General features: G+C 56.0%; 12 protein-coding genes. 9 read left to right on the top strand and 3 right to left on the bottom strand.

What is annotated here, in order from left to right:
* The 9 genes from CHB79_RS21100 to CHB79_RS21060 all read left to right on the top strand — a co-directional run.
* The coding region (locus CHB79_RS21100; RefSeq protein WP_089360618.1) for an amidohydrolase at window positions 1-1,605 on the top strand (1,605 nt) is incomplete at its 5' end.
* A gap of 1 nt (window position 1,606) precedes the next feature.
* Entirely contained in the window at window positions 1,607-2,962 is a 1,356-nt protein-coding gene (locus tag CHB79_RS21095; protein ID WP_089361354.1) for an OprD family porin, read from the top strand.
* Window positions 2,963-2,964: 2 nt separating this feature from the next.
* Window positions 2,965-4,560 (top strand): MFS transporter, encoded by a 1,596-nt coding sequence (locus CHB79_RS21090; RefSeq protein WP_089361353.1) that lies wholly within the window; start codon window positions 2,965-2,967, stop codon window positions 4,558-4,560.
* Window positions 4,561-4,639: 79 nt separating this feature from the next.
* Window positions 4,640-5,266, top strand: a complete 627-nt coding sequence (gene ycaC / locus CHB79_RS21085) for an isochorismate family cysteine hydrolase YcaC (protein ID WP_089361352.1) — start codon at window positions 4,640-4,642, stop codon at window positions 5,264-5,266.
* 137 nt (window positions 5,267-5,403) lie between these two features.
* Window positions 5,404-6,843, top strand: a complete 1,440-nt coding sequence (locus CHB79_RS21080; RefSeq protein ID WP_089361351.1) for a catalase — start codon at window positions 5,404-5,406, stop codon at window positions 6,841-6,843.
* A 612-nt stretch (window positions 6,844-7,455) separates the two neighbouring features.
* Window positions 7,456-8,718, top strand: coding sequence for a c-type cytochrome (locus CHB79_RS21075; RefSeq protein ID WP_089361350.1), 1,263 nt, complete (start codon window positions 7,456-7,458; stop codon window positions 8,716-8,718).
* Window positions 8,715-9,185: a (2Fe-2S)-binding protein gene (locus CHB79_RS21070; protein WP_089361349.1), complete on the top strand. Its 471-nt coding sequence runs from the start codon at window positions 8,715-8,717 to the stop codon at window positions 9,183-9,185. The genes CHB79_RS21075 and CHB79_RS21070 overlap by 4 nt, the downstream gene beginning before the upstream one ends.
* Entirely contained in the window at window positions 9,175-11,409 is a 2,235-nt protein-coding gene (locus tag CHB79_RS21065; RefSeq protein WP_089361348.1) for a xanthine dehydrogenase family protein molybdopterin-binding subunit, read from the top strand. The genes CHB79_RS21070 and CHB79_RS21065 overlap by 11 nt, the downstream gene beginning before the upstream one ends.
* Before the next feature lie 44 nt (window positions 11,410-11,453).
* On the top strand, window positions 11,454-12,422 hold the full coding sequence (locus CHB79_RS21060; RefSeq protein WP_089361347.1) for an XdhC family protein: 969 nt from the start codon (window positions 11,454-11,456) through the stop codon (window positions 12,420-12,422).
* Window positions 12,423-13,373: 951 nt separating this feature from the next.
* Here CHB79_RS21060 and CHB79_RS22480 read toward each other — a convergent pair.
* The 3 genes from CHB79_RS22480 to CHB79_RS21040 form a co-directional block, all read right to left on the bottom strand.
* Complete coding sequence (locus CHB79_RS22480; protein WP_425439619.1) at window positions 13,374-13,835, bottom strand: formyltransferase family protein; 462 nt, start codon at window positions 13,833-13,835, stop codon at window positions 13,374-13,376.
* A gap of 149 nt (window positions 13,836-13,984) precedes the next feature.
* Entirely contained in the window at window positions 13,985-15,100 is a 1,116-nt protein-coding gene (locus CHB79_RS21045; RefSeq protein ID WP_089361345.1) for a GNAT family N-acetyltransferase, read from the bottom strand.
* A 102-nt stretch (window positions 15,101-15,202) separates the two neighbouring features.
* Complete coding sequence (locus CHB79_RS21040) at window positions 15,203-15,406, bottom strand: Com family DNA-binding transcriptional regulator (RefSeq protein ID WP_089361344.1); 204 nt, start codon at window positions 15,404-15,406, stop codon at window positions 15,203-15,205.
* Window positions 15,407-15,528 lie beyond the last annotated feature (122 nt).

Here is a 15,528-nt window from a genome sequence, read left to right as displayed (position 1 = left end):
CTGGAGCTGCGCTGGGAGGGCGTGCCATCACTGGCCGATGCCTTGCGCATGCTCAAGGCTCAAGCCGAGGTTACCCCCGCACCACAATGGGTGCGAGTGGTTGGCGGCTGGAATGAATTCCAGTTCGCCGAGAAGCGCATGCCAACACTTGATGAGCTCAACCAGGCGGCGCCGGACACACCTGTATTTGTTCTGCATCTGTACGACCGTGCGCTGCTTAATCGTGCGGCGCTGCGAGTGGTGGGGTACGACCGCAATACGCCAAACCCTCCGGGCGGGGAAATCCAGCGTGATGCCAATGGCGATCCAACCGGAATGCTGGTGGCCAAGCCCAATGCCATGATTCTCTACTCGACGCTGGCCAAGGGGCCGAAGTTGCCGCTGGAATACCAGGTCAACTCGACGCGTCAATTCATGCGTGAACTCAATCGTCTTGGCGTCACCAGCGCGATTGACGCCGGTGGCGGATTCCAGAACTACCCTGACGATTATGCCGTCATCGAGGAACTGGCCAAGGCCAAGCAGTTGACCGTACGCATCGCCTACAACCTGTTTACCCAGCGGCCCAAGGAAGAACTGACGGATTTCAAGAACTGGACGGGTTCGGTGAAGCTGCACCAGGGTGACGATTTTCTGCGGCACAACGGTGCCGGTGAGATGCTGGTGTTCTCCGCGGCTGACTTCGAGGATTTCGTCGAGCCGCGTCCAGATCTGGCGCCCGACATGGAGGCTGAACTGGAGCCGGTTGTGCGTCATCTGGTCGAGCAGCGCTGGCCGTTCCGTTTGCATGCAACCTATGACGAATCCATCTCGCGCATGCTGGATGTGTTCGAGAAGGTTAACCAGGATATTCCCTTTGATGGCTTGCCCTGGTTCTTTGATCACGCCGAGACCATCACGCCAAGGAATATCGAGCGGGTCCGAGCCCTGGGCGGGGGAATCGCCATTCAGGACCGCATGGCATTCCAGGGCGAGTACTTTGTCGACCGCTACGGCAAGCAGGCCGCAGAACAGACGCCGCCGATCCAGCGCATGCTCGCCGAGGGCGTGCCCGTGGGTGCGGGCACCGATGCAACCCGTGTTTCCAGCTACAACCCCTGGACTTCTCTTTATTGGTTGGTGAGCGGTAAGACGGTTGGCGGCATGGCGCTGTACCCCGAAGGTTTGTCGCGGGCAACGGCCTTGCAACTGTTTACCCATGGCAGTGCCTGGTTTTCGTCGGAGCAGGGCAAGAAAGGCCAGATCAAAGTAGGGCAACTGGCAGACGTGATTGCCTTGTCGGCGGATTACTTCTCGGTCGATGAAGAGGCGGTCAAATGGATTGAGTCGGTGTTGACGGTCGTCGGTGGCGAAGTGGTGTATGCCAGCGAAGAGTTCAGCAAATTATCACCGCCTTCGGTACCGGTCATGCCGGACTGGTCGCCAGTGATCAATGTGCCAGGGCATTGGCGGCTGAATGCGCCCATGGCGCAACAGGTCCATCAATGTGTTGGTGCCTGCGCGGTGCATGCACATAGCCATGAAAAAGCACGACTATCATCGGCTCCAGTCAGCGACTTCCAGGGGTTCTGGGGCGCATTCGGGTGTTCCTGTTTTGCCTTCTGACATGGTTAAGCTGTCCTCTACACGCGAGCCGAAAAATCGGCTCGCGTGTAGATCCAAGCCGTTGACAGTCTTGCCCCTAGGGGGATTGGCTCTGTTGCTCCTTACGCTTGAAGCCCGGGCTGACATAACTCACCAACCAAGGAGTGCAGCTTGGTCCCTGCTTAGTCGAAACTACTTTTTGCACAACGACTTCCGTGGCTCTTCGCCTACTGGACAAAGTTATCAAGAGGAATGGGCTCAAGGCTTCATCGCCGAGATCACCTCAGGGTTTACTCCCGGCACCATAGGTTTAGGTTTCGACACCCATGGTTTCCTCGGTCTCAAGCTGGACGGCGGTCGTGGGCATGCGGGTACCGGCTTGCTGCCGCTTGATACCGATGGTCGTGCCGCCGACAACTACTCAAGCGCTGGAGCGGCGTTGAAGTTGCGGTTAGGCCAAAGCCTACTAAGGTATGGCGAAATGACTGTCGAAACACCTGTATTTGACACATCAGATAAGCGTCTTCAGCCAGAGTATGCCACCGGCTTTCTGTTCGAAAGTCGCGATTTCGCGGAGCTGAATATCCAGGCAGGACGCTTCACTCGTTTCAAGAACCAGAATGCCAGTTCGGGGCGCGGTGACTTCACCGGGTACGGGGCGTCCACCCAGGGCAGTGCAATTAGCTTCGTCGGTGCATCTTTAGAGAACGAAACACCATTTGGCGCCGCACTCTACGCCTCGCAACTGGACGAAACTTGGCGTCAGGCTTACCTCAATCTTCACTTTCAGCAGGGCGCTCTGACGCTTGAAGGGAACCTCTATAAGACTCGCGACCAAGGCGAAGCACGTGTTGGCGAGGTTGATACGCTGGCCTACAGCCTACTGACCAAGTATCAGGTTGGTAGTCAGGCCTTCACAATTGCCTTCCAGCATGTCCGGGGCGATACGCCATTCGATTTCGTTGGCGGCGATTCGATCTACCTGGCTAACTCAATTAAGTACGCTGACTTTAATGGCCCGCATGAACGTTCTTGGCAGGCTCGATACGATATAGAGCTGGATGCCATCGGCATCCCCAACCTGACATTCATGGCTCGCTATGTCAGCGGGCGTGGCATCGATGGAAGTAAGGCTCCCAGCGGTGGTGCCTATAACCCGTTGAGCCCAGTAACTGGATTGCCCACCCCGCAACAAGGCAGTGGAGGGCGGCACTGGGAGCGTGACCTTGAACTGCGCTACTCCATCCCATCCGGCCCAGCGAAAGACCTCACCCTAAATCTGTCGCACGTCAGCCATCGTGGTAACGATGTTCAGGCTGCAGATGACATCGACCGCGTATACCTAATTCTTGAATACCCTCTAAAAGGCTGGCTCTGACCATGACCTCACCCACAATAACCTCAGCTTGGAGCCCACTTGGCTACAAGACCTTCCGCTGGTTGTGGCTGGCGAGCATCGCCTCGAATATCGGTACATGGATGCACGAAGTCGGTGCAGGCTGGCTAATGACCTCGTTATCTGCCAGCCCGATGAACGTGGCACTGGTTCAGGTCGCTGGCTCCGCGCCAATGTTTTTTCTCGCACTGCCGGCAGGGGCGCTGGCCGACATCGTCGACCGCCGCCGGTACTTATTGCGCGTGCAAATGTGGATGGCCATAGTCGCCATGGTTCTAGCCCTGCTCACCCTGAGCGGGCAGATCACCGTCGGCCTACTGTTGGTACTTACCCTCGGTATGGGTATAGGCACCGCGCTAATGATGCCTGCCTGGTCAGCGTTAACGCCGGAACTTGTAGGTAAAGCCGATCTCCCCGCGGCCATAGCCTTATCTAGTGTCGGGGTCAACGTGGCAAGAGCAATAGGACCCGCGATCGCTGGTGTGCTCGTTAGCCTCAGCGGGCCCTGGGCGACTTTCGCGTTGAATGCTCTGTCGTTCTTCGCGGTGATTGCGGTGCTGTGGCTTTGGCATCGCGAGGCGCCACCGACGGTTCTGCCGGCGGAACGCTTGGCTGGTGCAATCCGAGCGGGATGGCGCCACACGCGAGCTTCCAAACCGCTGCAGGCGGTGATGGTCCGGGCGTTAGCGTTCTTTCTCGGTGCCAGCGGCGGTATGTCATTGCTACCGCTGATCGTGCGGAGCGAGTTACATGGCAGCGCCGCTGACTTTGGTCTACTACTCGGTAGCGTCGGTGTGGGTGCTGTGGCTGGGGCCATGTTGCTGCCGCGTCTTAGGCCATTGATTCAATTGGACTGGCTAGTGGCGCTTGCCAGTCTGGTCTACTCCCTTGTGATTCTGGCCCTGGCCTTCGTACGCGACTTATATTTGCTTGTTCCGGTGATGCTGCTCAGCGGTGCCGCCTGGATTGCTGTGCTGTCTAGCCTACAGGTGGCAGCACAGACCTCGGTGCCAGCCTGGGTTCGCGCGCGCGCGCTGTCTGTATACATCCTAGTGTTCTTCGGCAGCATGGCTTGTGGCGGGCTGCTTTGGGGCTTCGTTGCCAGCCACAGTTCGATCTCGCTGGCATTGTGTGGGGCAGCCACTTTTTTGTTGCTGGGCATTCCAACAATGGTGCGCTTCAAGCTACCAGTGACCGACGCAGAAGACTTGGCGCCATCACTACACTGGCCCGTGCCCATTCTGACTGAGAGCTATGAGGATAATCAGGACCGAGGACCAGTGATGGTCACCCTCGAATACGATATTGCAGGCGAACACTGGCCAGCATTCCTAGCGGCTATGGCCGATGTGCAGCGTATGCGTCAGCGTAATGGATCGTTCTCTTGGGGACTGGTACAGGACACGGAAAACCCGCGGCGCTGGCTCGAATTCTTTTTCGACGAATCCTGGCTTGAGCATCTGCGTCACCACGGCAGGGTTACTCGTGCCGAACAACGCATAGAGGCGCAAGCTAGGAAATTTCAATCCGCAAATATAGCCATTCAGATCCGCCATTTGTTAGCCGGCCAGGCGGACTGAACCAAGTTTCGCCCGATATTTGGGCGAAGGGAGCGCTAGCGGGTGTCGTTAGCGTACCCACCACCCAAAGGAGTCAACCATGAGCAACTCAACCCCTTACAAACGTCTGGACAAGAACGATGCCGTAGTCCTGATGGTCGATCATCAGACCGGCCTGATTTCCCTAGTCCAGGACTTTTCGCCAAATGAGTTTAAAAACAATGTTCTAGCGCTGGCCGATCTGGCCAAGTTCTTCGAACTTCCGACCATTCTCACCACTAGCTTCGAGCAGGGTCCCAATGGCCCACTGGTACCTGAGCTCAAGGCTATGTTCCCAGACGCACCCTATATAGCGCGTCCAGGCCAAATCAATGCCTGGGACAACGAAGACTTCGTCAAGGCGATCAAGGCAACCGGACGTAAGCAGTTAATCATCGCCGGTGTAGTCACCGACGTCTGTGTGGCATTCCCGACCCTGTCGGCGCTGGCCGAAGGCTTCGACGTGTTTGTCGTTACTGACGCTTCCGGCACCTTCAACGAGACAGTGCAACAAGCGGCTTGGGCGCGTATGAGTGCGGCTGGTGCTCAGATGATGAACTGGTTCGGCGTAGCCTGTGAGCTGCACCGTGACTGGCGCAACGATATTGAGGGGCTGGGTAACCTGCTCTCCGAGCGCATCCCCAACTACCGTAACCTGATGAACAGCTATTCAGCGCTGACTAAGTAAAAAACAGGTTCCTGATCCGGCTGGTAATCGCTAGCCAGATCAGGCCCAGCGCTTTTTCCTGATACACCGATTGCTCGCCGAGCCTGCGCTTTGCGGCACGAATTGTCCTGTCCGCAATTCAACCTACGGAAACCCTGATGAAGCAAAAAATAACCCATGCCACTGGCGCCCCAGTGATCGATAATCTCAACATCCAAACCGCCGGGCCGCGCGGCCCGGCGCTGCTACAGGATATCTGGCTGCTGGAGAAACTCGCCCACTTCGATCGAGAGGTGATTCCCGAGCGACGCATGCACGCCAAGGGAGCAGGTGCTTACGGCACCTTTACCGTGACCAACGACGTAAGCCGCTTCACCCGTGCAAAGCTGCTCGATACCGTCGGCAAACAGACGCCAGTGTTCGTACGCTTCTCCACGGTTGCGGGCGAGCGCGGTGCTGCTGATGCCGAACGCGACATCCGCGGCTTCGCGGTGAAGTTCTATACCGAGGAAGGCAACTGGGACATCGTAGGCAATAACACGCCAGTATTCTTCTTCCGTGATCCGCTGCGATTCACCGACCTCAACCATGTGGTCAAGCGCTGCCCCCGCAGTGGGCTGCGCAATACCACCGCCAACTGGGACTTTTGGACCCTGCTGCCCGAGGCGCTGCATCAAGTCACCATCGTCATGAGCGAGCGTGGCATTCCGAAGACCTACCGGCATATGCATGGTTTCGGTAGCCACACGTTCAGCCTGCTCAATGCTGATAACCAGCGGGTGTGGGTCAAGTTTCACTTTGTTTGCCAGCAGGGCGTCGACAATCTCAGCGACTCTGAGGCCGAAGCGGTGATTGGCAAAGACCGTGAGAGCCACCTTCGCGACCTTTACGAGAGCATTGAGCAGGGAGATTTCCCGCGTTGGCAGTTATGCCTGCAGGTGATGAGCGAGGAGCAGGCGCGCGAGCACCCGCACAACCCCTACGACCTAACAAAGACTTGGTCTCACACCGACTACCCACTGATCGAAGTCGGCGTGCTGGAGTTGAACAAAAACCCGGACAACCATTTCGCCGAAGTAGAGCAGGCAGCCTTCTCGCCGGCCAACGTGGTGCCAGGAGTTGGCTTCTCCCCGGACAAAATGCTCCAGGCACGACTGTTCTCCTATGGCGATGCGCAGCGCTACCGCCTGGGAGTCAACTTCAACCATATCCCTGTGAATGCACCACGTTGTCCGTTTCACAGCTACCACCGCGACGGTGCCATGCGCACCGACGGCAACGTTGGCTCGACACTGGCGTACTACCCGAACAGTTTCGGCGAATGGGATGACAGCCGCGATTTGGCCGAGCCACAACTGCCTCTGGATGGCGCTGCCGGCAATTGGGATCACCGCGTCGACGAGGATCATTTCGAGCAGCCCGGTGCTCTATTCCGCTTGATGAGTCCGGCACAGCAACAGGCGCTGTTCGACAATACGGCGAGGGCGATGGGCGATGCGCCTCAGGCCATCAAACAGCGTCATATTGAAAACTGCACCAAGGCCGACCCAGCCTACGGTCAGGGTGTGATGGCGGCGTTGGAAATGCTGGGCAACTAGATTTGGGCAGGACTTTCGGCCTGCGCCGCCGCAACGGTGCGGGCTGAAAACTCTGACGGGGCTGACGAGCCTTAGGCACCCGACATGAAAGACTTGGAGAGCCCATGAACCGCTCGGAAGTGCAGCGCATCAATCTGAATCTACTGATTTTCTTCGAAACACTGATGCAGCAAATTACGCCATATACATACCGAGATGTTGCGTTCCAGCAACCGTCCCGACCCGATGACACTAAACGAGTACTGAGAACGCCCCACGCACCGGCTTCCTTCTTAGGCGGTCGTTGCGGGAACAGCGATCAGGACCTTCCACATAGGCGCATCTATTGGTCATCGGCAAACGGTGTTGCGCCCAGTGCAACGCTACTTTGCGTACCTTGAGGATTCTGATCCTAGAGCTGGCCCCGTAATGTTGACGAACTCCGAGAATGCCTCATCAGGCGATGACGAAAACAGAAAGCTCGTTCAGGCATAGAGGATCGTTCGTCGTGAAACGACCTCAACGGCTTAAGCCATCTCAGTTTTGTTAAAGCACGCTTGAACTAGGCGACTTATTGCAACAACGGTATTCGCAGACTGGCTGCGTGTTACGCCAACAATGAACGGTACGGTTATGAAAACAAAAAAAGTGTGGCTAACTTTGCTGACGCTCGCAGTCTTCGCAGGCTTATGCGTGGTCATTTGGATGTGGCGTCCCGCAATCGCTCCCATCAGCTCGGTAGAAAGATTCGACACTACTCAGATAGTGCGAGGAGCCAAGGTGGTTGAGGCAGGCGACTGCGCGGTATGTCACACCAAACCTGGTGGAAAATATTTGGCAGGAGGTCTGCCCCTGGTTACCCCATTCGGGACCTTGTACACCACCAACATCACTCCGGACATAGGGACAGGCATCGGTAACTGGTCATATCCCGCGTTCAGACGCGCAATGCGCGAGGGCATCGCGAGAGACGGCCATTATCTTTACCCGGCATTTCCTTATGTCCATTACCGTAGGATGACAGACGGTGACATTAGTGACGCCTATGCATACCTCATGAGCGGGCCGCCTGTTCACTCACCTTCTAAGCAGAATCAAATGTCCTTTCCTATGAATATCAGACCTCTGGTGTTCTTCTGGAATCTACTATTTCTTCATGGCAACCCTATCGCGGCGAATCCCGATCATTCGCAAGCATGGAATAGAGGACGATACCTGGTTGAAGGCGCGGGTCACTGTGCGGCTTGCCATTCGCCACTTAACCTACTCGGCGCTGAAAAATCCGGCGAGCGGATGGCTGGTGGCGTCGTTGATGGTTGGCATGCACCCACGCTTCTGGGAATGGCTGAAGGTGAGAACCCTTGGACGAAGGATCAACTCGTTAGCTATCTACGCGCAGAAGTTGTAGTGGGTCATGGCACCCCAGCTGGTCCAATGCGCCCAGTCAGTCTTGGTTTGGCAAAGATGGAAGTAAGCGAGGTCGACTCGATTGCTGAATATCTACTAAGTCTTCAGGGCGCACCATCTGCGCCCTCTCCGGAAAAGGGTGAGCCAATCAGCGCAGCCTATCAAAAGATGGGGGCAGATCTCTTTCAAGGATCATGTGCGGGCTGCCACGGTGACGCCGCACCTATGCGACAAATCGATGGCCGACCTGCTCTGGCACAAACCTCAGCGCTAACCGCCAACACGTCGCGCAATTTCATCAAAACAGTCTTGGAGGGTGTGCCGCCCGCTCCTGGCGCGCCGGGCCCAACCATGCCGGCGTTCGCTAACAGTCTTAATAACCAACAATTGACTGTTTTGGCTAACTACCTGCGCGATCAATACAAACCAGGCCATGCGTGGACAGACCTTAAAACCACTCTCCAAGAATTGCGCCCGGAGGCGAAATGACTAGCACAACTCTTAACGTCAATGGATCGTTGCACGAACTGGAGCTTGATCCCGATATGCCACTGCTCTACGCACTGCGCAATCACCTGAATCTAAATGGTGCGAAGTATGGTTGCGGGTTGGGTCAATGCGGTGCGTGCACCGTATTGATTGATAACAAGCCGGTTTTTTCATGCCTCACACCCTGCTCAGGCCTTGAGTCCAAAACGATCCGTACAGTCGAAAGCCTTGGCACAGCGGATCGACCGGGAAAACTGCAGCAGGCATTCATCGACAAGCAGGCAGCGCAATGCGGTTACTGCATTGCCGGGATGCTTGTGCGCGCGCAGTCCCTGCTTGAGCGAGACCCTCACCCTGATGAAACGACAATTCGCGAATATATGGCAACCAACCTTTGCCGTTGTGGCACTCACCTGCGGATTATTGAAGCGATCAAACACGTAGCAGGAGCGAGTCATGGGCAATGAGTTTGATGTGAGTCGCCGCGCGTTCCTACGTGGTGGAGCGTTGGTAGTAACCTTTTCACTACTGCCCATCGGACGAGTGTTGGCTGATACGGAAGTCGATACACTTGGGACTGTCGTTCTCGCACCGGACTTACCAGGCAGCCTGCGTACTAACCCATTCTTGGATGCGTGGGTCAAAATCGACTCCAATGGAATCAATGTGTATACCGGCAAGGTTGAGCTCGGCACAGGCGTAAAAACCGCGCTACTTCAAATTGCAGCGGAGCGTCTCCAAGTTGCTCCGGCAGCTATCAACTTCCTGACTGCTGATACTGCGCTGACTCCGAATGAAGGCTACACCGCCGGCAGCCATACCATTTTTGACAGCGGCACAGCGTTATTTAATGCTGCCGCCCAAGTGCGGAAGTTGCTGATGGAGTCAGCCGCGCATGAGTGGGGAGTAGAACCCAGCTCACTGAAAACCAATGACGGTGTCATTGAAAGTGCCTCCGGCCAACGCATGACCTATGCCCAAGCAGTACAAGGTGTCGACCTGCATCGCTACGCGGAAGCAGAACCTATCCAGGCCCGCCCCTCGGATTACAAGCTGATCGGTCACTCACTGCAACGTTTGGACATACCGGCGAAGGTCAGCGGCGGCGCCGCGTTCGTGCAGGATATGCGACTGCCAGAAATGCTGCATGCACGTGTAATTCGTCCGCCACGGCCTAATAGCACCCTAGAAAGCTTCGACGCACAGTCGATCAAATCCCTTCCAGGCGTTGTTCAGGTCATACAGGATGGGAATTATCTGGCGGTCGTGGCGCGAGATGAGTGGCAAGCGATCAAGGCAATGCGTAATGGTTACGCGCTAAGCCGCTGGAGCGGAGGGGATGTGATTCCTGACGCCCAACATATTCACGAGCTACTTACTCGGCTACCTGCGACCCGCTTCCCGATTAGCCATGAGGGCAAGCCTACCCTACCAAGCGGGCCTAGCTTCAAGGCGAAAGTCACTAAGCAATACCTGATGCATGGCTCTATTGGCCCCTCTTGTGCGGTCGCCTGGTTCAAGGATGGAATCCTTACCGTTTGGACTCATAGCCAGGGGGTCTATCCATTACGTACAGGTATCGCACAGATGGTAGGACTTCCTCCAGAACGCGTTCGATGCATTCATGCGGAAGGCTCGGGTTGTTACGGCCACAACGGTGCTGACGATGCGGCGGCAGACGCTGCCTTGATCGCAATGCGAATGCCAGGAAAGCCAATAAGAGTACAGTGGATGCGGGAGCAGGAAAATCTCTGGGAACCTTACAGCTCAGCAATGCTCACTGAGGTTCAGGCTAATTTGGATGCAAAAGGGAAGCTCCAAGACTGGAACTACGAGCTGTGGACGACTCCGCATAACGAACGGATCGTAAACGCCGGACGTTTGATTGCGGCGCGATTAATCGCGCGTCCTTTCAAATCCGCACCGTCGATTCCAATCGCACAGCCAGAAGGTGATGGCGACCGCAATGCGGTGCCCTTATATACGGTAGCGTCCACCAACATCGATATGAACTTCGTAACCGTGATGCCGTTTCGCACATCGGCGATGCGGTCGCTCGGCGCCCACATCAATATCTTTGCTATCGAGGCGTGCATCGACGAGCTTGCTGCCAAGGCTGGATCTGACCCGGTCGAATTTCGATTGGCCCATCTTGCAGATCCACGAGCTAAAGCCGTTATCAAGCAAGCAAGAGATGCCTTCGGATGGCCAACCAAAACCAACCGCCCCGGCGCGGGCGTTGGTTTCGCGTTCGCAAGATACAAAAACATCATGGGGTATTGCGCGATTGCGGTTGAACTGACCGTTCACCCTCAGACCGGTGAGGTCGAGATCGAGCGCGTGGTGACGGCTGTAGATGTGGGTCAGATCGTTAGCCCTGATGGTCTTCGTAACCAAGTCCAAGGCGGGATAATCCAATCCGCGAGCTGGACGCTGTATGAAGCCGTGGATTACGACGCGAACGGTGTGCGCAGCTACGACTGGAGCGGGTATCCGATTCTCAGGTTCCCGCAGTTGCCATCAAAGGTGGAGGTGCACTTGATTGACCAGCCCGGACAGCCATTCTTGGGCGCTGCAGAGATCGTTCAAGGGCCCATGGCCGGCGCTATTGGCAATGCCTTCGCCAACGCTACAGGACAGCGTCGCCTCAAGTTGCCCCTGACTCGGTCATCGAACGTGGCCCATGGATAAGTTGGCCAGTTCTATAATTCCCGACTTGGTGCATGGAGTCTCAGATGCAACATTTGGATGTGATCGTTCTTGAGCATGCCCTGAAGTGGGCGCGAGAACACCGTGATGTATGGCTATGCACCGTGCTTTCTACCTTTGGCTCCGCCCCAAGGTCACCAGGAGCGATGCTGATCGCTACTGAAGACTTGCAATACCAAGGTTCGTTATCCGGAGGCTGTGTTGAGGAGGAGTTTCTCCGAGGCATTGGAGAAGGAAAATACCGAAGCCCTGCTCAATATCTCGTGTACGGTAAAAGCAGCGAGGAGCGTGAACGGTTACAGCTCCCTTGTGGAGGTGCACTCGAACTGCTGGTTGAACACCGAAGACCCTGTGGAAAATGGATTGCACATCTCGAGGATTTGCTCGGTGCGCTGAAAGGACAACAGCGATTGATGCGCGAGGTAGAGTTGGAGCACGGCGGCTTCTCACTCGCTCGTGCATCGGTCGGCGGTCAGGCCGTTACTTACAATCCAAAGCGAGCAGTCATTTCGATTGGCCCAGCAATGCGCCTAATCTTGGCGGGCTTATCGCCTGTGGCGCAGATCTGCGGCCAATTCGCAAAGACGTTGGGATTTGAAGTCATTGCTTGTGATCCCCGCGAAGAAGTGCGGCACCTTCAAATCGATGGCGTCGAGCCTCTTCCAGTATTGCCGTCCATGTATATCGCTAAGTATGGATGCCACGCAGCCACTGCCGTTGTAGCCCTGACGCACGATCCCAAGATCGACGATCTCGCGCTCATGGAAGCAGTCAATACCGATGCTTTCTACATTGGAGCCATGGGCTCCCGGCGTACTTCATCTGCTCGCGCAGAGCGCTTAACTCGTATAGGCGGCCTAGATCACGATCAAGTGGACAGACTGCATATGCCCATAGGTTTGGACATCGGGAGCCGTACTCCGGCGGAGATCGCCCTTGCTGTCCTCGCAGACATCATGCGGGTCTATCACGGCAAGGCTCGTACGCAATTATGAGCTATCTGAATCGCCCAGGATTTCTTAGAGACTTTCCAGATATTCCTGATCGTATTGATGAGCGGGTTTTCCATTGGGAATGCTCCGACAAATCCGAAAAGGCCTCAACTCCAACCATTGACGAATTGTCGCCCGGGGCCAACCTGCAGAAGCCATAAAGTATGTGGTGCTGACGGAGGGCAATGTAATTCTCAACCTCTACCTGAGTGTCCTCTTCCGAACCTATGTAGCGGTGATGAATTCGGGGACGGCGATCGCTAGAGATCGCCGTTTATTTTTACGTCGCTCTCTTCAGCTTCCGATTGGCGGCAAGCGCACTCTGAATCAACACCAACGGGCAACTGTTCAATAATAGCGACCAATGTCCGAGTAGGATGGTCGCTGAAAAGGCTAGCTAGTGGTCAAAACCGAACATCCAAATTTCTTCTTTTGTGCCCCCAATAACCTATCTTGAGTGTCGTTAAAGACTATAAACTGTAAGGACAGGCTTAGCGGCAACGCCTTGGAGCATGGTACTTAGGGGCATTTTAAAACACTTACCAGCAACCAAGATTCCTGTACCGTATTGGTCTCCGAAGAGGGGTCGTGGGTTCGAATCCCGCCTGGTGCGCCATATAAGACAAGGGCTTAGGTGAAAACCTAGGCCCTTTTGTTTTTCCAGCGCCAACTCTCACCATTCCACCCTCTAATCATCTTGGCTTATGTGTTTGCCATGAGTTTAAGCGAGCCGATAGCGGGCTGCACCATCTTGCCTGTCAGAGCGCTCGGCTCCTGTCGTAGGATCAATCCCAGTACTTCATCATTGCATCCAATGCCCGCGCTATTGTAAGCGCACGGCGGATTTGGCACAGCCTTGCAAGATGATTGGCACAGCCGGACTTGTCGAAACCCAGCGGACTGAGCGCTATATTTGGCACTCCGAAACCGTGCCAAATATAGCGCCCAAGTTTCCTACTTACTCCCTAACTTAATCTGCGCCCACGCGGGTTCCCAAGAAGCTAGCGTCACGTCCTGTTGCTTGCCCTTACACGGGCTCCCTTCTCGCAATTGGTTGAGTACATGGGCAAACAGCCTTAGTCCCATAGGTGCGAGGTCGCGCCGCCAAAGCGTAGCCGCTGTATCGTCTGGCCGGATGTGGCACCAGTCTTGGGCGACAACGGGGCCGGTATCCGCCCCGTCGTCCATCCAGTACAGGGAGCCGCCTGTAACAGGTTCACGCATGTGAAGCACCCAGCGAATAGCGTCCCGCCCACGGTGTCTCGGTAGCAACGAGGGGTGGTAGCCAAGGGCGCCCATAGCCGCCCTGGTACGGGCCGAGCCATCAATGAAGGCGTGGGCATGCGCAGCTAAGATAAGGTCGCAGGCTGGAACATGCTCAGCTTTAACACGGCCGCGAACTCGGCAGACGGGCACCCCGGCAGCTATGGCCTCAACTTCCAGCCTATCTGGGGCCTCACCTACAGCAAGTTCAGGGACTATGACGCCTAAGACTTCTATGTCCTGCCGCAGGCACTGTTGAAGCAACTGGGCCGCGAGCCACTTTTGGCCAATTAAAACAACTTTCATGCGGCGCCCCCTAGATAACGGAAGCCCTGAACCGCCCGAAAGTGGCCGCCAAAACCTGACCCCATTTTCGACCTGCCGAGTTTACGGGCGCTCTTTGCCAGCGAAGCATGCGACCGTGATTTATTGCCCCCAATCAACTGGCCGGAAACTTGCGTCCAACAAGGGTCGCGCCGTAAAGCAGCGGCCAAGCCGGGGTGGCTGGTATGAAAGAGCGTTCGCAATTGAAGCCCGTAGCGGTTTTGCCCGGCTAGCCACTGCTCGCAAAGCTTATTAAGAAAGCGCATGCCTACCCCCGCGCCTTGCCACTCGGGCATAACTACTAGGCGGCAAGCACGCGCCTCAACAAGTCCGGGGCGCGTGGAAAAGGCAATGTGGGCGACGGGCTCACCGTCGACCCAGCCGGTGTAATGATTGCTCGCAACCATTGGAGGCAGCTTTAAATAATGATGCGGCTCAAACAGGGCATAGTCGCGCTGCTTAGCTTCGCGGATTTCCAACTCGATACTAGGCCTTGGTCGGGGCCACCCCCGTTGAAATTCGCCGCTGGCAGTATCAAACACCCAGTCAGGCTGCACCCAATCCAAAATATCGTAATGGCAAGACAGCAGGACGACTTGCCCTTTTGTTCTGCGCCACGCTTTGGCGAATGCTCCCGCGCCGATCTTGGCTATTTGTCGGTCAACCACTGAACTGAACTCATCGACAACGGCAAGGTTTGGGGCCTCGCAGACCAAGCGCGCAAGGTTAGCCCGGAATTGCTCGCCATTAGATAACGCCGCGTAAGGGCGTAACCAAGTTGGGACTGCGCCCAGCCCTACTGCCGAAAGAGCGCCTGTTACGGCGTCAAAGGAGCCTTCTGGAGAGATGGCATCAACAATGGGTTTGTTCTTCGGCCAGGCCGGAGAGAATAGCGGCCCAATAGCTTGGCCCATTGATGTTTTGCCGGAACCCGAAGGCCCGACGATGACGCCGATGCTCCATGGATCACTCTCAATAGGAATATCTGCGCAAAGGTGAACATTACAGCCGCTTTCCACATTAAACAGGGACTTCACGCGGGCCGCACGGTAGCTATCGAAGTCTGCGCAGCGGTGGGAGATATCAATTTTCATACGCACACCACCCGAAGCTTGTAGCCCAACGCCTTCAGGCGTTGAAAGTGCTCTTGCTGTGTAAGTTCATCTTTGCAGGTGATGATTAGCCCGAACTTGGGCTTATAGTTGAATCCGTTCCGCCCTGGAGCGGTTTTCTTGGTCGCCATTATGGCCTCCTAATAGGGCGCTCGGCGGCGCTTTGGGGAGGCTCTCGGCCTTCTGATGGTTAAGTGTCCGACAGCGCGGGCACTTGATTTGTATGGTGTAGCAACCGCTTACGCGGGCAAGCAGGCGGCTACAGCCGCCACAACGTATGTCAAACATTCTGCAAAAAAGCCTTATTTCAGATAGGCTTGTCCCGCTCTCGCGAGAGTGGGAGGGCCTTGGCTGGCTTGCAGGCTTGGACTGCGGGCAGGCGGTCAGTTCTTGTGCTCCTACACGAGAAC

Origin of the sequence: Pseudomonas segetis, assembly GCF_900188155.1 — a bacterium.
GTDB lineage: Bacteria > Pseudomonadota > Gammaproteobacteria > Pseudomonadales > Pseudomonadaceae > Aquipseudomonas > Aquipseudomonas segetis.
Note: the sequence above shows the minus strand (reverse complement) of the source record. Positions and strands in the feature narration are given on the sequence as shown.